Origin of the sequence: Aequorivita todarodis (assembly GCF_028561335.1) — a bacterium.
GTDB classification, from domain to species: Bacteria; Bacteroidota; Bacteroidia; order Flavobacteriales; family Flavobacteriaceae; genus Aequorivita; species Aequorivita todarodis.
The window spans coordinates 59,536-82,523 of sequence record NZ_JAQQTG010000013.1 but is presented as its reverse complement, the minus strand read 5'-3'; the positions used below and the strand labels follow the sequence as shown (position 1 = coordinate 82,523).

General features: G+C 41.2%; 24 protein-coding genes. 5 read left to right on the top strand and 19 right to left on the bottom strand.

From position 1 onward, the window contains the following. Window positions 1-739: 739 nt before the first annotated feature. From rplS to POV26_RS04915, 12 genes are all read right to left on the bottom strand, one after another. Window positions 740-1,090, bottom strand: coding sequence for a 50S ribosomal protein L19 (gene rplS / locus POV26_RS04970; protein ID WP_272855367.1), 351 nt, complete (start codon window positions 1,088-1,090; stop codon window positions 740-742). Window positions 1,091-1,299: 209 nt separating this feature from the next. Continuing rightward, window positions 1,300-1,953: an SdpI family protein gene (locus POV26_RS04965; protein WP_272855366.1), complete on the bottom strand. Its 654-nt coding sequence runs from the start codon at window positions 1,951-1,953 to the stop codon at window positions 1,300-1,302. 5 nt (window positions 1,954-1,958) lie between these two features. After that, on the bottom strand, window positions 1,959-2,213 hold the full coding sequence (locus POV26_RS04960; protein WP_045079751.1) for an autorepressor SdpR family transcription factor: 255 nt from the start codon (window positions 2,211-2,213) through the stop codon (window positions 1,959-1,961). A 116-nt stretch (window positions 2,214-2,329) separates the two neighbouring features. After that, entirely contained in the window at window positions 2,330-4,129 is a 1,800-nt protein-coding gene (locus POV26_RS04955) for a DUF885 domain-containing protein (RefSeq protein WP_272855365.1), read from the bottom strand. A gap of 52 nt (window positions 4,130-4,181) precedes the next feature. Beyond that, complete coding sequence (locus POV26_RS04950) at window positions 4,182-4,595, bottom strand: type II toxin-antitoxin system VapC family toxin (RefSeq protein WP_272855364.1); 414 nt, start codon at window positions 4,593-4,595, stop codon at window positions 4,182-4,184. Further along, entirely contained in the window at window positions 4,592-4,837 is a 246-nt protein-coding gene (locus tag POV26_RS04945; protein WP_045079748.1) for a DUF6364 family protein, read from the bottom strand. Before POV26_RS04945 ends, POV26_RS04950 begins: the two co-directional genes overlap by 4 nt. Before the next feature lie 88 nt (window positions 4,838-4,925). Beyond that, entirely contained in the window at window positions 4,926-5,600 is a 675-nt protein-coding gene (gene trmD / locus POV26_RS04940; RefSeq protein WP_272855363.1) for a tRNA (guanosine(37)-N1)-methyltransferase TrmD, read from the bottom strand. After that, complete coding sequence (locus POV26_RS04935) at window positions 5,600-6,094, bottom strand: tetratricopeptide repeat protein (RefSeq protein ID WP_272855362.1); 495 nt, start codon at window positions 6,092-6,094, stop codon at window positions 5,600-5,602. The genes trmD and POV26_RS04935 overlap by 1 nt, the downstream gene beginning before the upstream one ends. A 108-nt stretch (window positions 6,095-6,202) precedes the next feature. Beyond that, window positions 6,203-7,378: a DUF748 domain-containing protein gene (locus tag POV26_RS04930; protein WP_272855361.1), complete on the bottom strand. Its 1,176-nt coding sequence runs from the start codon at window positions 7,376-7,378 to the stop codon at window positions 6,203-6,205. A 151-nt stretch (window positions 7,379-7,529) separates the two neighbouring features. Beyond that, on the bottom strand, window positions 7,530-8,888 hold the full coding sequence (locus POV26_RS04925; protein WP_272855360.1) for a cadherin repeat domain-containing protein: 1,359 nt from the start codon (window positions 8,886-8,888) through the stop codon (window positions 7,530-7,532). A 90-nt stretch (window positions 8,889-8,978) separates the two neighbouring features. After that, entirely contained in the window at window positions 8,979-10,427 is a 1,449-nt protein-coding gene (locus POV26_RS04920) for a glyceraldehyde-3-phosphate dehydrogenase (RefSeq protein ID WP_272855370.1), read from the bottom strand. Between the two features lie 230 nt (window positions 10,428-10,657). After that, entirely contained in the window at window positions 10,658-12,046 is a 1,389-nt protein-coding gene (locus POV26_RS04915) for a trypsin-like peptidase domain-containing protein (RefSeq protein WP_272855359.1), read from the bottom strand. 260 nt (window positions 12,047-12,306) lie between these two features. Here POV26_RS04915 and dapF point away from each other — a divergent pair, with 260 nt between their 5' ends. From dapF to POV26_RS04895, 4 genes are all read left to right on the top strand, one after another. Next, on the top strand, window positions 12,307-13,080 hold the full coding sequence (dapF, locus tag POV26_RS04910; protein ID WP_272855358.1) for a diaminopimelate epimerase: 774 nt from the start codon (window positions 12,307-12,309) through the stop codon (window positions 13,078-13,080). Continuing rightward, entirely contained in the window at window positions 13,077-13,607 is a 531-nt protein-coding gene (locus POV26_RS04905) for a GNAT family N-acetyltransferase (RefSeq protein ID WP_272855357.1), read from the top strand. The genes dapF and POV26_RS04905 overlap by 4 nt, the downstream gene beginning before the upstream one ends. A 42-nt stretch (window positions 13,608-13,649) precedes the next feature. Further along, window positions 13,650-14,693, top strand: coding sequence for an endolytic transglycosylase MltG (gene mltG, locus POV26_RS04900; RefSeq protein WP_272855356.1), 1,044 nt, complete (start codon window positions 13,650-13,652; stop codon window positions 14,691-14,693). Between the two features lie 159 nt (window positions 14,694-14,852). Beyond that, complete coding sequence (locus POV26_RS04895) at window positions 14,853-15,500, top strand: peptidoglycan-binding protein LysM (protein WP_272855355.1); 648 nt, start codon at window positions 14,853-14,855, stop codon at window positions 15,498-15,500. A gap of 3 nt (window positions 15,501-15,503) precedes the next feature. Here POV26_RS04895 and POV26_RS04890 read toward each other — a convergent pair whose 3' ends face one another. The 4 genes from POV26_RS04890 to dnaA form a co-directional block, all read right to left on the bottom strand. After that, window positions 15,504-16,217: an SAM-dependent methyltransferase gene (locus tag POV26_RS04890; protein ID WP_272855354.1), complete on the bottom strand. Its 714-nt coding sequence runs from the start codon at window positions 16,215-16,217 to the stop codon at window positions 15,504-15,506. A 6-nt stretch (window positions 16,218-16,223) separates the two neighbouring features. Beyond that, window positions 16,224-17,603 carry a PQQ-dependent sugar dehydrogenase gene (locus tag POV26_RS04885; protein ID WP_272855353.1) on the bottom strand — a complete coding sequence of 460 codons (1,380 nt, stop codon included), beginning with the start codon at window positions 17,601-17,603 and terminating at the stop codon, window positions 16,224-16,226. Window positions 17,604-17,657: 54 nt separating this feature from the next. Beyond that, window positions 17,658-18,092 (bottom strand): low molecular weight protein-tyrosine-phosphatase, encoded by a 435-nt coding sequence (locus tag POV26_RS04880; protein WP_272855369.1) that lies wholly within the window; start codon window positions 18,090-18,092, stop codon window positions 17,658-17,660. Between the two features lie 136 nt (window positions 18,093-18,228). Continuing rightward, window positions 18,229-19,656 (bottom strand): chromosomal replication initiator protein DnaA, encoded by a 1,428-nt coding sequence (dnaA, locus tag POV26_RS04875; RefSeq protein ID WP_272855352.1) that lies wholly within the window; start codon window positions 19,654-19,656, stop codon window positions 18,229-18,231. Window positions 19,657-19,861: 205 nt separating this feature from the next. On the opposite strand from dnaA, the gene POV26_RS04870 reads away from it, so the two are divergent. Further along, a complete protein-coding gene (locus POV26_RS04870) occupies window positions 19,862-20,257 on the top strand; it encodes an acyl-CoA thioesterase (RefSeq protein ID WP_272855351.1) in 396 nt (131 codons plus the stop codon). 118 nt (window positions 20,258-20,375) lie between these two features. Here POV26_RS04870 and POV26_RS04865 read toward each other — a convergent pair whose 3' ends face one another. From POV26_RS04865 to ribD, 3 genes are read right to left on the bottom strand one after another with little or no spacing between them, the layout of a single operon-like run. Further along, on the bottom strand, window positions 20,376-20,987 hold the full coding sequence (locus tag POV26_RS04865; RefSeq protein WP_272855350.1) for an IMPACT family protein: 612 nt from the start codon (window positions 20,985-20,987) through the stop codon (window positions 20,376-20,378). Between the two features lie 42 nt (window positions 20,988-21,029). After that, window positions 21,030-21,902 carry an EamA family transporter gene (locus POV26_RS04860; protein ID WP_272855349.1) on the bottom strand — a complete coding sequence of 291 codons (873 nt, stop codon included), beginning with the start codon at window positions 21,900-21,902 and terminating at the stop codon, window positions 21,030-21,032. Next, window positions 21,899-22,978, bottom strand: coding sequence for a bifunctional diaminohydroxyphosphoribosylaminopyrimidine deaminase/5-amino-6-(5-phosphoribosylamino)uracil reductase RibD (gene ribD, locus POV26_RS04855; protein WP_272855348.1), 1,080 nt, complete (start codon window positions 22,976-22,978; stop codon window positions 21,899-21,901). The genes POV26_RS04860 and ribD overlap by 4 nt, the downstream gene beginning before the upstream one ends. Window positions 22,979-22,988: the final 10 nt, after the last annotated feature.

Below are 22,988 nucleotides of genomic sequence, written 5' to 3'. Positions count from 1 at the left end.
CTTGTTTCAATTTCTCGATCGCATCGCGTGAGAATTTTTCAAAATCAAAATTTTCGTTCATAATATGTCAAATTTAAAAAGTTTAAACATCCTTTTTTTAATTTGACACAGTTTATTTAACATACTCGAACGTTTTAAACTTATTCAATCCTCCTGCGGCGGGCAAGCTTATCGACCAAAAAATATCTAAAACAAGAAAAGCCATATCATAGTATAAATACTGCTGATATGGCTCCTTGTAAAGTAAACTTTTACCAACCATCCCGACAGAATCGGGATCAAAGCAAGGTTATTATAAACTTGCGGTTGTGGTTTACTTACACGGGTTCAAAATTTTGTAATTTGCATCTTCCGTGAGGTCGATGCCATTTTCAAAAAACTGACCCAAAAACTTTTTCTGATCTCAATACTAATAATCTAAAGATCGTGAGTACCTCAAACAATCAAAAAAAGCTTGTAAAGTGTTTCTTTTTATTTTTTCAAAATCTGGAAACTAACAGTCGTGCGAGCGTTAGCTTCGTCAGCAATTTGGAAAAAATAGTGTAAAAGAACGTTACTTTATTTTATCAATGTGGCTGTTAGGCCGTTTTGATAGTGCTAATATAGAACGGAAATCTTGATATGCAACAATTTATAACACATTAAAAATCCACGGGTTACGAACATGGCTTATCAACAAATGTTCATAAAAAAAGCCCTGTAAAAACAGGGCCTCTGAAGGTTTTCAACAAAGAATGAACTATGAACGTTTTTCTTTGATACGGGCTTTCTTCCCGGTAAGACCTCTAAAGTAGTAGATACGGGCTCTGCGCACGCTTCCTTTTTTGTTGATCTCAATTTTTTGAAGGGCTGGCATATTAAGCGGGAAAATACGTTCCACACCAATGGTGCCGCTCATTTTGCGGATTGTAAAAGTTTTGGTCACTCCCGTTCCCTTAACTTGAATTACAACACCTCTAAAGAACTGGGTTCTTGTTTTTTCACCTTCACGGATTTCGTAATAAACTGTAATAGTATCACCAGCTCCGAATTCAGGGAATTCTTTTTTTGTAACAAATTCGTCTTGTACAAATTTAATTAACTCTTCCATTTTGTTAATTTGATAAAGTTTGAATTAAAACAACGTTCGCGGTTCTCGCCAGAGGTTGGATTAAGTGGGTGCAAAAATAAGGAAATTATGTTATTGGGCAAGCGAAAATGTTATTTGTTGTTTGTTAAAAGTTAAGGGTTATTAAGTTACTGAGTTACTGAGTTATTTGGGTTTGGCCGCCCAAAGTGGTTTGTTAGGTTTTTGTTATATCAAATTTCCTTTTGAATATTTTTAAATTGTAGATACGAGTATGTGACAGGAATCAAGGTAATGATCGCCGTAATTATTAAAAACAGGGTAAGAGCAGTTTGCTGTTTGAAGAGAAAGCAGGTAATTATTATCAGCAATCCGCCTGCTACCCATAATTTACCAGCAAGTCTGTGCGTGCTTTTCCAAATAGTTTCGTTCTCCAATGCCCAAGGGGTGCGGATGCCAATAAAGTAATTGGGTTTGATGGTTTTGAAGTAATTGCCCAAAACAACATAGAAGACACCTATAATTATAAAAAGATAATTTGGATTGGTCAACGTCTGTTCTTTTACCGAATAGATTATAAACGTGAAAATAACCGAAAGGAAAAGCGTCAAAAAGAACCGGATAGTATAAAATTTACCGCCCATCGCGGCTATTTTTTTCTTAGGGTCAATAAGCGGAACCAGCATGAACAGTACGTACAAAAAGATTGGGACGAGAGTTGTTAACCAGATAAGTTCATTTTTGCTTCCGTAACGGTCCACTTCGCCGCTTATGTTCCAATGAAGGGGAACTTCCGGGGGCAGGGAATTCCAAACGTACCATAGAAAAATACCCGGAATTATGGTTATCAAGATCAAAGGGAATTCTTTTTTAAAATTGAATTGCATAATTTCTATTTTTTGAGGGTTAGTAGCCAAGTAAAAACATCGTCGAGAATCGTGGTGTTTATGGAATAGTGGATGAACTGTCCCTTTTTTTCTCCGGTTATTAAATCTGCACGCTGCAGAATGTCCAAATGGTGCGAAATGCTGGGTTTGGATATATTGAAATTGTCCGCAATTTCGCCCGCAGTTAAATCCTCTTTTTTCAATAGTTCCAGTATTTCCCTTCGGGTTTCGTCATTTAAAGCTTTGAAAATATCTTTCACAATCTGTTTAGGTATTTAGACAAATATCTAAATAATAATTATAATCTGCAATTTTTTTAAATGAAAAAAGGCGCTTGATAAATCGCGCGCCTACAATATTATGCTGATTTGCTTATTTATTTTGTATCAGCAATCCATCTGTCAATCTTATTTTCAAGCAACTTTAACGGTACACAACCCGTTTCTAAAACTTGGTTGTGGAATTCGCCGATTTGGAATTTGTCGCCCAATTCCTTTTCGGCTTTATGGCGGAGTTCCAAAATCTTTAATTGCCCAATTTTATAGGCCAAGGCCTGTCCGGGATTGGCCATATAGCGCTCTATTTCTGAAATGATTCCGGCTTCGGGTTCGGCTTCGTTTTCCAAACAATATTGAATGGCCTGTTCGCGCGTCCAGCCTTTGGCGTGCATTCCGGTATCCACTACCAAGCGCACGGCGCGGTGCATTTCGGCGCCCAGCATTCCGAAATATTGGTACGGGTCTGTGTAAAGCCCCAGTTCCTTTCCGAGCGATTCGCTGTAAAGCGCCCAACCTTCGCCATAACCGCTGTAGAAAAGGGTTTTGCGGAACATCGGCAGTTCATCATTTTCCTGCGTCAGCGAAATCTGGTAATGGTGCCCGGGAATGGCTTCGTGCAGAAAGAGCGACTCGTCGCTGTAAATATTGTATTCCGAAGCGTTGGGGATGGGAACATAAAAAATACCGGGTCGCGTGCCGTCCAAAGAACCGGGATTGTACTCGGCACTTGCGGAATTTTCACGGAACTTTTCAGTTTGTTTTACTTCAAAAGGGGTTTTCGGTTTTTTGTCGAAAAGCACTTTTAGCTTTGGCTTCATTGTGTCGTATATAGCGTAAAAATGATCAATGATCTGTTGTGGCTCGGTATAGGGCATTAGCTCTTTATTAGTCCGCACGAAATTGAAGAATGCCTTCAGATCGCCTTTAAACCCGATCTGTTGCTTCACTTTTTTCATTTCTGAAGAGATACGAGCGACTTCACTTAAACCCAGTTGGTGGATTTCATCGGCGGTCATTTCCGTGGTGGTGTATTTTTTTATTTGGTGCTTGTAAAACGCTTCGCCATTGGGCGTATCTGCAATTCCGGTAGTGGCTCTTCCTGCTTTTAAATAGTCGCCGGCCATAAAATCGTGAAGGCTTTGGTAAGCGGGAACAATTTTTTCGGAAACCATTTTGGAATAGGCTTCGGTAAGCTGTTTTTTGTCTTCTTCGGAAATGTTTTCAGGAAAATTTTTTACGGGGGAATAGAATAGGTTCTTTTCCACATTGGGCTCGGTCATCGCCTTTAATTGCGGAACTACTTTTACGATCAGCGATTTCGGAAGTACATATCCGTCCGCCATGCCTTCCTTCATTCGGCTTTCTGCGGAATTTAGCCAGACTACAAATCCGTCCATGCGTTTTAGCCAATTGTTGTAATCCTCCACCGTTTTGAAGGGTTGTGCGCTGCTGCCGCTTGCCAATTGGCCCATCAACAAATTTACGGACCACATTTGGTCTATGGGAAAATAGATGCCGTTTTTGAAAGTAAGCGCTTCCAGGTTTATGTTGCATTCCCACAGCAGAATGTCCTTGCTCATCTTTTCGGTTTCGCTTAAATCAGCATCCTCAAAGGTGGAGGCTTCTTCTTTGTATTTTGTGTAATAGTTTTTCAGCTCAGCAATATATTCATCGGAAAGGAAATTTGGAAAACTGTCGTTGTAGCGTGAATCACCCGAAAATGTAGCGTTCAGTGGATTGAGTTTTAAACCTTCCTCATAGTAATTGTCGAGCATATTGTTGAAATTTGAACTCACTTTATTTTCGGTTTTTGTGTTCTCTTTTTCTTTTGGATCGTTTTTGCAGGCGGTGAAAACGACTACGGCGAGGAGTAGTGTTATTATTTGTGTGGTTTTCATTTTGTGTTGATTTTGTTTGACTTTGGTTGATTGTTGATATAACCGCAAAATACTATTTCTTTGCCATAAACTCTTTTGCTGTTAAAACTGGAATTTTCGAGTTTTTAAAATCTTTTTTATTTCGGGTTATAATAATGTCAATTTGATTTTCCATAGCCGAGTAATACTGTAATCCGTCTTCAAAATCTTGGAAATTGTCATCGCTCAAAGCCAGCTGGGTAATTTTCTCATCCAAGCTTACTATTTCAACGAGAAGTTTAAATTTTCGCAATATTTCCCGTGCTTCTTTTGTTGATTTCAGTTTAGTGAGGATGTAATTGGTGTTTGCAAACGTTAAAGCTGAAATTGCCAAAACAAGTTCTTTTTTGTCCGCACGCGAAAACAGATCGGCAGCTTCTTCATAGAAATCTTTTCGCATTGCAAGTAAATCTATCACGATGTTGGTGTCGATTAATACTCGGTTCATTTGTATTTTTCGATTAAATATTCCGCGTAAGCATCTTTTACATCAAAATTTTCTTCAAGTTCTATTACACCGCTTAAGCTTGCTACCAAAGGCGTAATATCGGGTTTGTTTTTTTTATTTTTTGTAAGCGATGCCAAATATGATTCGATAAGTTTGGACAGACTGGTATTGTGCAATTTTGCATAGGTTTTTGCACTTTCAATGACTGTTCCGTCCAGGCTTAATGTGAGCTTTTTGTCCATTTCGAATTGTTTTACGTGTAAAAATAATGATTTGTTACGTAAGATTAAAGCTGCCCATTCTTTTTTTGAAAAACCCGCCTTGAAATATTTACTCCAACAAATCCGGCCGCCGCTCCTTAGTCCGTTTATAAGCCTGCTCCTCCCGCCATTCCTCAATTTTTGGGGTGTTGCCGCTTGTGAGTATTTCGGGAACCGTCCAACCTTTGTATTCTGCGGGGCGGGTGTAAACGGGGGGCGCCAATAAATCGTCCTGAAAGGAATCTGTCAACGCGCTGGTCTCATTTCCCAAAACACCGGGAATCAAACGGATTACGGCATCGCAGACAAGGGCGGCCGCAAGTTCGCCACCGCTCAATACAAAATCGCCCACGGAGATTTCGCGGGTTATAAAATGGTCGCGCACGCGTTGGTCCACACCTTTGTAGTGCCCACAGAGAATGATGATGTTTTCCTTTAGCGAAAGCTCGTTTGCCGTGTGCTGATTGAATGTTTTGCCATCGGGCGTCATGTAGATTATTTCGTCATAATCCCGTTCGGCCTTTAATTGGGAGATGCATTTATCAATAGGTTCTATCATCATCACCATTCCCGCGCCGCCGCCAAATTGATAATCGTCTATTTGCTTGTAGGCGTTTGTGGCATAATCGCGGAGGTTGTGGGTATGGACTTCCACGAGCCCTTTTTCAATGGCGCGTTTTAGGATAGAGGCTTCAAATGGACTTTGGAGCAACTCGGGAAGTACGGTAATTATGTCAATTCGCATTATTGCAGTTCTTTTTTCATCTTACAGCGGTCTATGGAGCCTTTGGCGCGTTCCAAAACGCCTTTGTCCAAGGTGTCCAAAGCACATTTTTTGTAATATTCAATGGCTTGGTCCAGCTTGCCCAGTTGTTCGTACATAATGGCGTATTCGTTGTAGATAGTGGATTTTGTAATGCCGGGAATGGTAATGGCGGTGTCCAGCAATTCTTTCAATTCATCATATTTTCCCAATGTGGAAAGGAGCACGGCGTAGTTGTAATACACGGGCGGATACATCGGGCTTTTTTCCAGACAGAGCTTGTAGAGCGTTTCGCCTTTTTCAAATTCCTTGAATTTTACTTCATATAGATATCCCAAGTGATTATAGGCTTTCCCAAAGTTGGGGTCCAAGTCGATTATTTTTTCGAGCTTGTTGGTAGCTTCGTCATAAGCCCCGTTTTTAATGTCTGTGTTTGCTCCGTTAAGAAGTTCTTCGAGTTTGGTGAGATGGTCCATAAATTGTATTCTTTCTTGTAAAAATACGGCAAAATGATTAAAACTTTGGCCGGGTAATGAGTTTATATGTTTAAAAGTTTATGGGTTTATAAGCCGCTATAAATGATGTTAGCCCTTCCTGGCCTCGCGTTCCTTTTTTCGTGCTGCCCGTCTTTCTTCCCGTTCTTTTTTGCGGAGCTCGCGTTTTTGTTCCCGGGTTATTTCACCTTCCTTGAAAGCATCTTTATAATCAATTTCGTTATCCACTTCGCCTTTGAAGGCTTCAATCCAGGCATTTTCGAATATATTTAAAACCGTGGGCCAAACCCCTGTTTTAACGTCGTTTAAATCGCCCTCAAAAGGAACTTTGGTGGCCAAAGTATCCGTGCCTTGGTTTTTTAGCACAAACTTGAAGAACCCTACGAAACCTTCCCATAAAACCTCTAAAAAGCTATCGTCTTTTCCTATCAATTTGGTATTGGTCAAAAGAGGTTTTACGTAGCCTATCATATGGCCATCGGCAATGGCCACTTCGCTGTAAATCCCGAAGGTGCCTTTGTCAAAATCGAGGCCTGCGTAATAATTTGTGAAATCGTTCAAGGCCGTAGCTTCGGCATTTTCGAGCGAAAAGGACAGGTCCATATCGGGGATTTCCTTTACAAGATTCATGTAGCCATCCAAGGAAACCTTGCCATTACCTATGGAAATGCCACTGGCGCGAATGGGCGAGGGGAGGATGCGCTCTTTTTCCACCACGTTGCGCAGGTTGTCGGCGGTGAGTTCCAGTTTGTCTATCTGCAAATCTATGTTTGGGTCTGCGGAAAGTTGCACGAAGGCCAGTTTGCCGTCGTGGACTTCAAAATGGTTGATGTCTATGGGCACAAGGTCTGTGAGGGCTTTGGTCCAGTCGTCCACATCGGCATCGCCTTCAGTGTCTTTTTGGTCCTCAAAAACGTAGATAACCTCGGGACTGGTCATTATTATTTCGCTCACGATTTTTCCGTGGAAGAGCGATTTCCACTCGATGGAAATATCGCTTTTGGGAAAATTCAAAAACGGAACCTGGCTTTCTGCCGTTCCTTTGTTCAGGTACATACCGTTGATAACATAGGCCCCGCGGATTAGGGCAATGTCTATATCCTCCACCTGCCCATAATAGCCGGGAATGTCTGCCAGCACTTTGTTTACGTAATTTTTTACTAAGGTGGGAAGGTAAAGACGGAAGGCAATGAGCAGGATTAAAATGATAATGGGAACAAGATATCGTTTCTTTTTGAAACGGCTTCGTTTTTGGGTTTCTGACATATTTTGCACGCAATTATTTTAACAAATTTGATTGAAACCTTGGAGATTTTCAGTTAATGAAGTCATAAAAAACTTTGCACCTTTTGCGGTTTTGCAGTCAGGTTATACCGCAGAGCCACAGAGGGCGCAGGGAAATTATAGGATAGGAATTTTATAAACTGCAATTACCGTTTATGATGTCTTGTTTTGTGGGGTTGTAGGCGTTACTTTCAGTTAAAAAAGAAGGAAGGTTTCCTGAAACGCATAAATTTGTTAGTGCACAAAAGTCTGTAAGATTTGGGTTTTGCCAAATGCGAAATTGTTGAGCAACTTCTATTAGGTTTTCTAAACCGTTTAAATTTATAAGATTATTTCGTTCTATTATTATTTGGGAATTAATGTTAGTAATGCTCTCCAATCCTAATAAAGTTGTTAAACTAGTATTGTCTGAAATTTCTAAATAATCGCTGGCTCCAATATTTTGCAAACCATTTAAATCTGTTAATGACTCGTTTTCTAGAATACGAAGTTGTGGGATAATACTATTATTTACATTTTGAAAAGCGTCGAGATTGCTTAATAGTGGATTTTTCTGGATATATAAATTTCCACTCAACTCTCTAAGTGTGGACAAAGTATCTATATTTTCAAGGTTGGGATTAAATGAAATACTTAAATTTCCTATGGAGCTGATGTTGGGCAAACCATCTAATGTTACAACTGGCATTCCTTGCACTAATAAATTTCGCTCTACAGCTGTAATATTTTGTAATCCGTTAAAAGTTGTCAAGGAAGAATTATATAAAATGGCTAAATCCTTATGAATTACATTTAAATTGCTAAGGCTTACCAAAGTGTTCAAAACTGGATTTTCGTATATTGAAAGGCTACTCCCTATTTCTGCAAGATTGTCAAGGCCTGTTAGCGTTTGTAATTCTCCATTATTTGAAATGACTATTTCGCCGTGCACAAATGTTAATGCTTCAAGTGGTGATAAGTTGGTAATGTTTGAATAATCATAGCCAAAATTGTAGCCAATAATTAAATAGCCAGTAATTCCAATATAATTATGCGTTCCAAATTCATCTACTTCTGCTTGTGTGGTGAGCACAACATTACCGTCAAATATATTGTCTTCATTTACATCATTCAAACTAATACTAACCGAAGCATTTTCAAAAACAGCACCATTCGCCACTTTCACTGTTCCTGTAATTGTGGGATTGGTTTCAAAATCAAAAAGCGCCTCATTTGCAACTTTCAATTCTCCCGAAGCAGAATTAATAGAAAACGCTCCTGCGGGATTTTGTTCTGTAATTGAAAAAATAACTGTTCCTTGATTTGTGCTTCCTTGAACGTTTCCGATAACTTGCCCATTCGGTGGGTTTTCATCCATAATCTTTGAAAAATCACTGGTAGATACAGTTATTTCCGTAGGGTTTGGATCATCGCTTTCTTTTGAACACGAAACAAAAATTAAAGTAGAAAAAAGAAACAGAATTGAAAGCCGGTTATTTCGTAAAACTCGCATTGTTATAGAAAGTGTGTTAAGTTTCCAAATATAAAAAATCCTGTTACCACAGCAACAGGATTTTTTATATTTCAATAAATTACGATATTACTAATAATAAGTATATCTCCTAACCTGCGCAATATACTTGGCCAAGCGAATTACTTGGTGGCTGTAGCCGTATTCGTTGTCATACCACACATACAGCACTACGTTTTTACCGTCCTCGGTAACGATGGTGGCGTTGCTGTCATATATAGCTGGCGCGGAAGAACCAACGATGTCGCTGGAAACAAGTTCATTGCTCAATGAGTACTTAATTTGCTCTACCAAATCGCCTTCCAGGGCATATTTTTTCATCGCGGCGTTCATGCCATTTACAGAAGTTGGGGTTGCAACTTCAAGGTTTAAAACCACCAACGAACCATTAGGAACAGGAACCCGTATTGCGTTTGAAGTAAGCTTGCCGGCCAAAGCGGGCAATGCTTTGGCAACGGCACTTCCGGCACCGGTCTCGGTAATTACCATGTTTAATGCCGCGGCACGGCCACGGCGGTATTTGCTGTGCATATTATCGACCAAATTCTGGTCGTTCGTATAGGCGTGAATGGTTTCCAAATGCCCGCGAACCACTCCAAAAGAATCCTCGATGGCTTTCAAGATAGGGGTGATGGCGTTTGTGGTACAAGAGGCCGCTGAAAAGATATCTACTTTATTCGGGTCGTATTCCTTTTGGTTTACGCCGTGCACAATGTTCGGCACCCCTTTTCCGGGTGCGGTAAGCAATACTTTTGAAGCCCCTTTTGCTTTTAAATGACGGCCCAAAGCTTCCGCATCGCGGAAAGCACCTGTGTTGTCAATAACCAAGGCATCCTCAATGCCGTATTTTGTGTAATCAATATCCTCAGGATTGTTGGCTGAAATGATATGGACCGTGGTTCCGTTAATAATCAGCGCGCTGTTTTCAAGATCGGTACGGACAGTTCCGGGGAAATCGCCATGCACCGAATCATACTGAAGCAGGGTAGCTCTTTTGTCCAAAACGGTTTGATCCATTTTTCCGCGAACCACTATCGCGCGAAGGCGCAGTTGGTTGCCTTGTCCGGTCCTGGTCATTAACTCACGCGCCAGCAAACGGCCGATACGCCCGAAACCGTAAAGAACTACATCTTTTGGAACGATGTCTTTTGCTTCTTTTGCATTTTTCAATTTATCCGAAACAAATGCCAAAGCGTTTGAATATTTGTCGTCCTCTAAATGGAATTCATAGGTAAGCTTGCCGATGTCCAACTTTGCAGGGGGAAGATCCAAGGTTTTGATGGCCTGTGCAATTTCAACAGAGTCGAAAATTGAGATTGGTTTTTGAACGAATTCGCCCGCATATTCGTGAAGGTTCAAGATTTCACTCACGTTGCGGTCTATAAGTTGGTTGCGGAAAAGGACCAGTTCAATGGACTTGTCGTACCAAAGATCGCTAATGATTTTAATAAATTCTACTGATGCTTTTCGGCGGTCAGTTTGAAAAGAAAGTTCTTTTTCATAAACGTCATCAAAACTCATACGAAAGGATTTTAAGGGGTTTAAATTTTGTGCAAAATTACTTAATTCCATCGTCTTGGGGAAATAAAAACCAAAAATAAAAACACCGCTGAAAGTTTTGATTTCCAGCGGTTTTTTTTCAGTCATATAACCATATTTTACTAAAAATCTTAAAAGAGGATTTCTTTGATTTCCCTTTAGGGCAAGGGTAAAAAATCAAAGAAATCCTCTTTTTTATTATATATCTATTGCTACCTAAATATAAAAGAGTTGATATTTCCGGCAGTGTCCATAAAAGTCATTTTTATGGGTGAACGATAATTGCGTTGTGTCATAATTCGTTTCACATCGTCAATATCATTGACGGTTTCGTCGTTAATTTTGGTAATAATAATCCCTTCCAGTTTGTACTGGGCCATTTCTGGCGTGAGGGCGCGGGTAACCGTTACGCCGTTTTTAAGGCCCCGCTCTTTCAATTCTTCCGAAGAGGTATTCTTCACCTCTAATCCCAGATCATCAATGGAGAACGTTTCAAGTTTTACCAACGTTACGGGCAACTTCCTTTCCTTGCCGTTGCGAAGAATGGTTACTTCCACCACGTCATTTGGTCTTTTGGAGCCAAGATACCCCGAGAGATCCGCAAATTTTGAAACTTTATAGCCATCCAATTGCTTGATGATGTCGCCTTCCTTTATTCCGGCCTTATCGGCACCGCTTCCCTTTTCAATGCCGCCCACAAAAACGCCTTCGGTATCGCTGATTCCGTATTTTTCGACGATTTGCGGATTAATGTTGCCCACTTGAATGCCCAAGATTCCCCGTTGTACGTTTCCGTATTCCAAAATATCCTCGATCACTTTTCGGGCATTGTTGGAAGGCACGGCAAAGGAATAGCCTATAAAGCTTCCCGTTTCGGAAGTAATGGCAGTATTAATCCCGATCAGTTCGCCGCGGGTATTTACCAAGGCACCACCGCTGTTTCCACGGTTTACGGCGGCATCGGTTTGAATGAAAGATTGTGGATTGCCGTCAAATTGGTTCAAGTCGCGTGCTTTGGCGCTTATAATTCCCGCGGTAACGGTTGAGGTTAGGTTGAAGGGATTACCGACCGCCAAAACCCATTCGCCAATTTTTACATTGTTTGAATCGCCAAAGGGGATAAAGGGAAATTGTTCGTCATCATCTATTTTAATTAGGGCAATATCCGTATTCGGGTCAGTACCGATCAACTTGGCAGTATATGTTTTGTTGTTATTTAGGGTAACCTCCAAGTTCGTAGCGTTCGCAATTACGTGGTTGTTGGTTACAATATAGCCGTCGGGTGAAATAATTACCCCGCTGCCGCTGCCCACCATCGCCCGGGGTTGGCCGCCGCCCTGAAAATATTCAAAAATATTTGTCGGTTGCCGGCTTACGGTCGTGTTTTTTACGTGGACCACTGCATGGACCGTTTTTTCGGCAGCTTCGGTAAAATCGGTGTTCATCTCAGCAGCTGTCGCGGAAAAGTTAGTGGGAATGTAGTTTGAGGTTTCTTGTGGGGCGAAGGAAATGTGTTCTTTTTCTTCGAAGAATTTGTAGCCGCCAAGCGTGATTGCCCCTGCAAATAGCGCTACCAGAAATAAACGGACTGTTTGTTTCATTTTGTAAAATTTTAATTAATACTGATTTAAATAGCTCAAAAACTTATGGTTCAAGTTTTGCATTTTTTAAACTGTTTTTTGAGTTTCGGTCCTGGGAAGAACGGAGGAGGGAAACCCATTTTGAAGAAACATTTTTTAGATACTTCCACAAATTTAACAACGATGGATTGAAAAAAGTATGCCACAAAGCCGTATTTAACTTCTATTTAACGTGAAAACCTACCCAAAACTCGCTTCGGCTTTTTATATCTTTGCGCGATATGGAATTTACCTTTTTTAAATACCAAGGTACGGGCAACGATTTTGTGATTATCGACAATCGGGAAGCTCTTTTTCCGAAGAAGAACACAGAACTTGTTGCCAAAATCTGCGACCGCCGTTTTGGCGTGGGCGCTGATGGCCTGCTTTTACTCGAAAACCATGCTTCGGCAGATTTCAAAATGGTGTATTATAACAGCGACGGAAACCTTAGCTCGATGTGCGGGAACGGCGGGCGCTGTATTTCACATTTCGCGAAATTCCTCGGAATCATTTCTGAAAAAACTACTTTTGAAGCCGTGGACGGCATGCACGAAGCCACAGTTAAAAACGATTGGGTTTCCCTGAAAATGAACGATGTTGAAAATGTTGCCGTTTTTGAAAACCATATTTTTTTGAATACCGGATCGCCGCACCACGTTGAAATGGTCGCAATACTTCAGGATTTTGATGTTTTTACAAACGGAAGAACAATTCGAAATAAAACCTACGGAAAAGAGGGCGCAAACGTAAATTTTGTGGAACAGAACGATACTGCCATTTTTTCAGTCAGAACCTATGAAAGAGGGGTAGAAGATGAGACCCTTTCGTGCGGCACGGGTGTTACTGCCGTTGCCGTTGCAATGTTTGAGACCGGTAGAACTTCTGAAAACAAGGTAATCCTAAAAACCCCGGGCGGCCAACTGCAAGTGCGTTTTGAAAAAGTTGGTTCGGGATATAAAAATGTATATTTGGAAGGGCCCGCAACACAGGTCTTTAAAGGAGTATGGCAATGAAAACACTAAAAGGAGAACACATATTCCTGCGCGCTTTGGAACTTTCCGATCTGGATTTCCTTTATAATCTGGAAAATGACGAGTCGCTTTGGGAAGTGAGCAACACCACAACGCCCTATTCAAAATATATTTTGCAACAATATCTTGAAAACAGCCACCGCGATATTTATGAGATAAAACAACTGCGGCTTGTAATCTGCAAAAACGAAGACGAAAAGCAGGTTGGTTTTATAGATTTATATGATTTTGACCCAAAACACAACAGGGTAGGGGTTGGCATCGTTATTTTTTCCGAAGCGGATAAACGTAAAGGCTATGCGTCGGAAGCGTTAAAGCTGACCTGTAATTATGCTTTTAGGCATTTGAACGTACACCAAGTTTTCGCAGGAATCACCGAAGAGAACAAAGAAAGCATAAAACTCTTTGAAAAAGCCGGTTTCGAAAGAAGCGGTATTAAAAAGGACTGGATCTTTTCCGAAGGAAAATTTAAAAGTGAATATTTTTACCAACTAATCCCTAATCCCTAATCCCTAATCCCTAATCCCTAATCCCTAATCCCTAATTCCAAAATGTACATAAAAAAAATATTGCTGATTATTGTATTGCTCGGTGCGGTGGGTATGGGTGCTTTTGCTTGGTATGTTTACAAAACGGCTTTTTCGGGCAACACTGCCTTCAATAATAAGGAAGCCCACGTTTATATCCGTACAAATGCGACGCTTGACGATGTGGTGGCAGAACTGGAGCCGCTGTTGCGGGATACCGATTCGTTCGTTACAATAGCACATCAAAAAAAGTATGCTTCAAATATTAAACCGGGACATTTCATCATTACCAAGGGAATGACCAATAACGATATTGTAAACACCCTGCGGAGCAGAAATATTCCGATTGATATAAAATTCAACAACCAAGAGCGTTTGGAGGATTTGGCGGGCCATATTTCAAAGCAGATTGAAGCCGACAGTCTTTCGCTTTTGGAGGCAATGCGCGATCCGCAATTTTTAAAGGAAGTTGGTTTGGATGAAGAAACGGCCTTGTCTCTTTACATTCCGAACACCTATGAATTTTATTGGAACAGTTCCGCAGAAACCTTCCGCAACCGAATGAAAACCGAGTACGAACGGTTTTGGAACGAATCGAGAACCCAAAAGGCAAAAAATCTAAACCTTTCCAAAGAACAGGTTATGGCCTTGGCGGCAATAGTTCAAAAAGAAACCGCAAAAGTAGATGAACGCCCAAGGGTAGCTGGAGTATATATAAATAGACTGAAAGTAGGAATGTTGCTTCAAGCCGACCCCACGGTTATTTATGCGCTGAAACGCGAAAGTGGCGATTACAACCAGATTATTAAAAGAGTACTTTATAAAGATTTGGAACTGGACTCACCTTATAATACCTATAAATACGCCGGCGTGCCGCCCGGGCCCATCACGATGCCCGATATATCTTCAATTGATGCGGTGTTGAATCCTGAAAAGCACGATTACTATTATTTTGTGGCGGATGTAACCAACTTTGGGTATCACAAGTTTGCCAAAAGCTTGGCACAGCACAATGTAAATAAAGCGGAATATGTGCGCTGGGTGAATAGCCAAGGGGTGAACCGTTGATTTTTATTGATCTTGCGCCTGTGTCCAAAAACCCTTTGATACTGGGGGCTTTTTTCTTTTCACATTACTTTAACAGCTTATAAATCAGATTTTTAAAAAAAGCTGTATCTTTGCGCGCTGAAACGAAGATGTAATTATACATCCGAATTTTATAAATTAATGAAAAAAAGAATATATCTAATTGCAGTATTACTTGTTGTTACCGTACTAGTAGGGACAGGTTTCATTACAAAAGATAGCTACGATTTTTCTACTTTTAGTACAGAAGGATTAGAGTTAGACTATAACGTTCCCACGGAAGCTGAGCTTATGCCATTAACGGCTCCCGTGACCCCAAAATTTTATTTGTTTTTGGGTAAATCTTATGTAGGATTTAAAGAAGCCCTTGGTTTTAAGGAATCAAGAGGAAATTACCATATCGTGAATGACTATGGTTATATGGGAAAATATCAATTTTCACGTGCAACCTTACGAATGATGGGTTTCAAGAACACCGAAAATTTTCTTTACGATACCCGCCAGCAGGAAGCAGCTTTCTTGGCGTACACTTCATTGAACAAATGGGTGCTTCGCAAGGATATTAAGCGCTATGCCGGAAAAACCATTGGGGGCGTAAAAGTTACCGAATCGGGAATTTTGGCCGCTGCACATTTGGCAGGTGCGGGAAATGTGAAAAAATTCCTTAGAAGTGCGGGCGAAAACCGTTTTGAGGATGCCAATGGCGCCTCCATTCGTTACTACTTGCGAAAGTTCTCAGGGTATGATACTTCGCACATTGTACCAAACAAGAAACCAAGGGTAATGTAAATTTTATCCCTGAATGATAAATAAGGTGGGTCTTTTATGAAGGTCCACCTTTATTTTTTTCCACAGACTTACCGGGGCGGTTTTTATGTATTCTGAAGCCAAAGTGATGTCGCAAGCCACGCAGATTCTCGTTTGTGGGTTGAGGTTTTCAATCAGGCTCTGCAGCATCTGGTTGTTGCGGTACGGGGTTTCAATAAAGAGTTGCGACTGGTGAAAGTCTTTTGAAATTTTTTCCAATCGTTTTAATTCCCCCTTTCGCTCACTTTTGTCAATGGGCAAATAACCGTTGAAACTAAAATTCTGCCCGTTGAAGCCACTGGCCATCATTGCCAATAAAATTGAAGAGGGGCCAACCAACGGAATTACTTTAATGCCAAGTTCGTGTGCATAATGCACCGCTCTGGCTCCGGGATCGGCAATTCCGGGGCAACCGGCATCGCTAATAATGCCAACGTCAAAACCTTCCAGGCACGGGTTGAGCATTGGCGAAATCTCTTCCGGTTTTGTGAACTTGTTTATTTCTTGAATTTTCAGCGCGGGTTGTGCTTTTTTAGGAACAATACTTTTTATAAACCGCCGCGCATTTTTTTCGTGCTCCACAATGTAGTGGTCTATCCTTTCAATCGTATTTTTCACAGAAATGGGAAGCACTGCCAACGGAGGTACATCGCCCAATGGGCAAGGAATCAGGTATAAAGCTCCTTTTTTTGGATTCATTACTGATTATTGAAGAATTAGTTTTTTCACCATTGTATGCCCTTTCACAGAAGTGATTTTGGCGAAATAAATTCCCGGGTTCAAGGTTTGGATTGAAATTGTCTTTTCATTGCTCGATATGTTTTCTTCGGAAGAAACCAAACTGCCCCTTACATCAAAAAGCTGAATGGTTTGAAGGGTGTCGTTTTTCAAAAGAAAAGTAACTTTTTCCGAAGCGGGATTTGGAAGCATACTGAGCGTATTTTCCATTGAAAAATCTTCGGTGCCTACGGTCGGTTCCCCGGTTATTCTATAGATAGATCCGCCTTTGTCAACTATATAAAGCTCTTTATTAACGTCTTCCCCAAAGGAAACCCAATTTCCGGAAAACTGGCCGTGATTGATCAAATTTCCGAGTATGTCCACCGTTCCAATCATTCCGCTGCAATAATCTCCAAAAAAATAAAGGTTGCTTATAGCCGGATACATTGAGCCGCTATAAACGTATCCGCCAGTGATGGAACAATTACCATTGGCGTGAGTATATTCGGCCAAGGGGAACGTAAATTCTGACTGTGGCGGACAATTCTGGGTGTTATAGGGTTGGGTTCCCTCGTAGCACCTCCATCCGTAATTTAAACCGGCTTCACCCGCGTTGACTCTGTTTATTTCTTCCCTGCTGGTTTGGCCCACATCGGCTATCCAAAGCTCATTTGCCGTAAAATCAAATGAAAAGCGCCAAGGGTTTCGCAAGCCGTAGGCCCATATTTCTTCGCGCGCATTTGGGTTTCCAACAAACGGATTGTCTGGGGGAATGCCATAATTATTTCCACCGGAAGGATTGTCCACATCAAGGCGCAACAATTTTCCAAGTAATAAATTTATATTTTGGGCGCGGTTACCGGGATCGCCACTGCTGCCGCCATCGCCGGAAGCAATGTACAAATAGCCATCTGGGCCAAAGGCCAAACACCCACCGTTGTGATTGGAAAAGGGCTGGGAATAACCAATAATCGGCAATTCAGAATTTTCATCTGCGATATCCGGGTTTCCAGAATCTACTGAAAATCTTGAAATTTGGGTATCTCCATTTGGTTTGGTGTAATTAACATAGAAATAGCCGTTGTTTGTGTAATCTGGGTGAAACGCCAAACCGAGCAAACCTCTTTCGCCCCCGCTTGAAATTTGGCCTGAAATATCTAAAAATGGAGTTGTATTAACCGTTCCGTCCGCCTGGATTATTTTTATTTTTCCGCCTTGTTCTACTACAAAAAGACGATCATCATTGGCGTGTTGTATATTTAAAGGGTCCGAAAAACCGCTCTTAAAAAGTTCAATGTCCACTTCTTGTGCAAAAACAAATGCTGACAGAAATAGAAATAATAATGAAGGGAGTAATTTTCTCATAGCTGATTTTTTTAGGGAAAGTACTAAAATAGGTAAATCAGCTGGATTTCTTAGTTAAAGTCGTTTTGCAATTTGGTCGCAAGCTTCATCCAGCATTTTGAAAACGTTCTCAAAACCAGTATCGCCGCCAAAGTACGGGTCGGGCACATCCACGTTTTCTCCCGGAAAAATTTCATCGAGGATCAGTTTTACTTTTTCTCTTTGGGAATCATTTTCAGCCAGGGCCAAAACGTTTTCCTTATTGCTGTTGTCCATTACATAAATTAGATCGAAATCGTCAAAATCTTTTGGGCTAAACTGTCTTCCGCGTTGTTGGGTAATGTCTATATTGTATTTTTTCCCAACGGCAATACTTCTTTTGTCGGGTTCATCGCCCACGTGCCAATGCCCCGTTCCGGCAGAATCAACAAATACTTTTGAAGTGTCAACCTTGGATTTCAAAATACCTTCCGCCAAGGGCGAACGGCAAATATTGCCAAGACAGACCATAAGGATTTTATATTTTTTCAAAACGGGTATGCTGTGTTTAGAAGTTTAAGAGTTTATGGGTTTAAAAGTTTAGAAGTCTGACCGATGTGGTTTCCTTACTGAACACTGCGACTGAAAACTGCGACTGAAACCTGAACTAAAGTGTCAACTTTTTACTCAGGTCTTCCACATATTTGCGGAACTGCTTGTCCGTGCTGGAAAGGTTATCAACGGTCTTGCAGGCGTGCAACACAGTTGCATGGTCGCGCTGCCCTATTTGGGAACCGATGGAGGCGAGGGAAGCTTTGGTGAATTTTTTCGCGAAAAACATCGCCAATTGACGGGCCTGCACGATATGCCGCTTTCGGGTTTTTGATTGTAAGGTATCCACATCCATTTGGAAATAATCACTCACCACTTTTTGGATATAATCGATGGAAACCTCACGTTTGGTGTGTTTCACATAATTGTCAACAATTTTGCGGGCAAGGTCGATGGTAATTTCCTTTTTGTTGAAGGAGGAGTGCGCAATCAAGGAAATAATGGCGCCTTCCAGTTCACGAATGTTTGTTTTGATGTTATTTGCCAAAAATTCCACGATATCCTCCGGCATTTCCACGCCGTCGCGATAAAGTTTGTTCTTTATGATGGCAACACGGGTGTCGTAATCGGGATGGTTCAATTCTGCCGAAAGCCCCCATTTGAAACGGGAGAGCAAACGTTGTTCAATATCAATCATATCAACCGGGGCTTTGTCGCTGGTTAAAATAACCTGCTTGCCGTTTTGGTGCAAATGGTTGAAAATATGGAAGAAAACGTCCTGTGTTCCGGCTTTCCCGGAAAGCAATTGTATGTCGTCAACAATCAGCACGTCTATAATTTGATAGAAGTGTATAAAATCGTTGCGGTTGTTCTTCTTTACCGATTCAATGTATTGCTGTGTAAACTTTTCCGCAGAAATATAAAGTACGGTTTTTTCGGGATATTTGTCCTTTATGTCAACGCCGATCGCGTGCCCCAAATGCGTTTTTCCCAAACCGACTCCTCCAAAAATAAGCAAGGGGTTGAAGGAAGTTCCGCCGGGTTTATTGGCAACGGCCAAGCCTGCCGAACGTGCCAGCCTGTTCGATTCGCCTTCAAGAAAATTTTCAAAATTATAATTTGGGTTGAGCTGCGACTCGATCTTTACGTTGCGGATGCCGGGAATTACAAAGGGGTTTTTAAGCTCCGGGCTTTTGTTCTTTAAGGGCACGTCCACCTCCTGCGATTGTAGGTTGCTTCGGTTGGCGCTCGGAATTTTTTCGGTAAAGGGTTGTTTGTTGCCGTAGGTATTTTCCATTCTAATGATGTACACCAGTTTGGCAGATGCTCCCAATTCCTTTGTAAGTGCAACTTTCAAAATCTTAACGTAATGTTCCTCCAGCCATTCGTAAAAAAACTTGCTCGGAACCTGAATGCTCAAGGCATTATCAGTTAACTTTACCGCTTTAATGGGCTCGAACCAAGTTTTGTATGCCTGCGAAGTGATATTATCTTCGATAAAAGCCAAACAATTGTTCCAAACCGATTCCGCAGTTTTGTTCATAGTTAAAAATTCTGTTTTTTGTTTTTTAAAAGGTATGGTCAAAAAATAGGGGATGGAGTATTTCCGTGCTATTTCTTAACAGTGCAAATATGTGAACAAAAAAGTTATAAAAAAAACCAGATTGGGGTTGAATTATTAGTTTTTTTTCGCCATACTTCCCTTTCGATAAAACTACAAAAAAACTTTCTTTAATTAACTATAAACTTTGAAGAATACACTTACACAGATTAGGGTGCGTTACGGCGAGACAGACCAGATGGGCGTGGTCTATTACGGCAATTATGCCCAGTACTTGGAACAGGGCAGGACCGAATGGCTTCGCGAGCTCGGGTTTTCCTATAAATGGATGGAAGCCAACAATGTACAGTTGCCCGTGGTGCATTTTAGTATTGATTATAAACAGCCTGCTTTTTATGACGATTTGCTTACCGTAAGGACAACTTTGAAGCAAATTCCGAATATAAAAATTGAGTTTTATTATGAAATTTATAATGAGTCCAAACAACTTTTGGCCACGGCGACTACTGTTTTGGTTTTTGTGAACAGTACTACAAAAAAATTGATGAAGGCGCCACAATACCTATTGGAAAAACTTTCCTAAAAAAGGACATTAAAAAATTCCAAATTCCAAACCTGCCTGTCGTGCCTCTGGCAGGCAGGTTCCAAATACCAAATTCCAAAATCCAAAGGTTTGGGTTTTGGAATTTGGAATTTGCGATTTATTTTTTTGTGATTTTCACTTTATACGTATTTTCAAACACCTCAAAAATCCGTTCCGCATCCTTTTTCCGAACGGCGATTTCGAACTCGCAATTGAGCTCCATTTTTTGATTGGCGAGGTTTAGGTTCTCGTCTTTTATGATGCGCATCACGGTGTTCATCTCGGGATATTCAAATTTTAAAATAAAGGTTTCATCGATGGTCTTTTTCACAATCCTGCAAGTTTCCAAGGCCATTTGGGCGGCGGTTTTGTATGCCTGTATCAACCCGCCCACGCCGAGTTTCGTGCCGCCGAAATAGCGAACTACCACCACTAAAATATTCGTTACATCAAAAGACTGCAACTGCCCGTAAATGGGCATTCCGGCACTGTTTGAAGGTTCGCCGTCGTCATTGGCACGATAGTGTTCGTAGTTTTCGCCGAGCTGCCAGGCGTAGCACCAGTGACGGGCGCTGTGGTGCTGTTTTTTAAGGTTTTCGATATGAACTTTTATATCCTCTTCCGAAGAAACCGGAAGGGCATACCCGAAGAATTTGCTTCCTTTTTCCTTAAAAAGAACCTCTTCCGAAGCCTTTAAAATGGTTTTGTATGTGTCTTTTTCAGTTTCCAATTTTTCACAATTTCATTTTCCCCTTTTGTGGGCGAGGGGGGACTACCATTTTTCCAGAGCAATAAACAAAATTCCAAGTATGGCCAGCCCAATCCCGACCCAATTCTTCAGCAACAATTTCTCCTTAAAAAGCAAAATGCCCAACAAGGTTGAAAACATTACAATGGCCACATTATTGACCGTGAAAATTCCGGAACTATCAAAAATGCCGCTGCGTAGCGACTGTACCAAAAAATATACTGAAAAGTAATTTGGGATTCCCAAAGCAATTCCGCCAAGCACATTCCTAAACTGAAATTTAAAATTCCCTTTACTCGCTTGAAAGATTAAAAGGAAGAACCCAAGGATGGCAGCCATTCCGTAGATAGTGGCCGAGAAAATGGGGATGTCGTTTTTGGCGATAAATTCACCTTCCAAATATTTGATGGTCGTATCGATGACACCGCTTCCCAAAAAAACCAAAATCGGAAAGAATAAATTTGAAGGTTTTATTTTTAGGCCATCCCGTGTTTTTAAGGAGGCCAGATAAACCGCTGCCAATGCCAAAATAATTCCAATAAGTTTAAAAAGGCCAAGGCTTTCCTTATAATATAACAGCCCAAAAAAAATAGGAATAACCACGCTCATTTTTGTTGCCACCGAAACAACCGAAAGTCCGCTGCGCTGTGTGGTTATGGCCATTAAATTGAAAACGGTTATAAAGAGCGCACCCAAGCCCAGGGCAAAAGGAAACCATGCATATTGCGGTATTTCGGTAAGATTTATTGCGCTTTTCTGAAAAATGATACCGCAAAAACAGGCGGTGATATAATTCATTACAATGGCGTGCATAGTGTTGATTTTAAACCTTGAAAAAAGTTTAAAAACCACAAAAATCATGGTGGAGGAAAGGATGCTGAGCGCCAGTGCTATCAAGTGTTGGGGTTTTTGAAGATTCGCATGGTATCGTCCTTTATTTTTTCCTCTGAAATTAAAAAGCCTTTAAAAATCGGCGCTTTAATACCTGCTCCGAAATTGATGCTTCCGTTAAATACGTAAGCCTCATCCCAAAGATTCGCATCAATAAAGGTTTGCAGGGTCTTTGCGCCACCTTCAATAATGACCGACTGAATATCCCTTCGGAAAATCGCTGCGCAGATTTGCTGGGGAAGTGATATTGAAAAGTCAATCTTTTCAAATTGAAAACACCCCTCTATGTCTCCCCTCAAGGGGAGAATTTCCGAAACGGATGACACACGTTCAGTAAAAAATATCGTTTTAGCACTTCCATCAAAAACCGAAAAATTCTCCGGAATTTTAAAATCTTTATCAATCACAAGCCGCGTGGGATTTTCACCCGCCCATTCCCGAACCGTTAGCGATGGGTTGTCCTGCAAAACCGTATTGGTACCCACTAAAATTGCCTGTTCCTCCGCCCGCATTTTATGCACTAATTGTCGTGAAAATTCATTGGTAATCCAAACGGGTTTCGTCTCATCGCGGGTCTCATCCTTCGGCGCGATAAATCCGTCGGCTGTCTGCGCCCATTTCAGAAAAATATAGGGCCTTTTTTTTTGGTAAAATGTAAAGAATCGTTTGTTCAGTTCAGCGCAGGCTTCGTCCAAAACGCCTACAATCACTTCGCAACAGGCCTCCATCAATCGTTTGATGCCGCGCCCCGCCACTTTCGGATTTGGGTCCAGGCTGCCCACCACTACTTTCTTTATTCCGCTTTCGATAATCAAATCGGCACAGGGCGGAGTTTTTCCAAAATGGCTGCATGGCTCCAAACTCACGTAAATGGTCGCTTCTTTCAAAAGGTCCACTTCGCTAACGCTCGCGATGGCATTCACTTCGGCGTGGGGTAACCCGGCTCTGTAATGCCAACCTTCGCCAATAATTCGGTCGTTGTGAACAATTACACTGCCCACCAACGGATTTGGATAGGTAGTTCCCAGCCCGTTTTTGGCCAGTTGGATGCAGCGCAACATATATTTTTCGTGTATCTTCACCGCGTAAAAA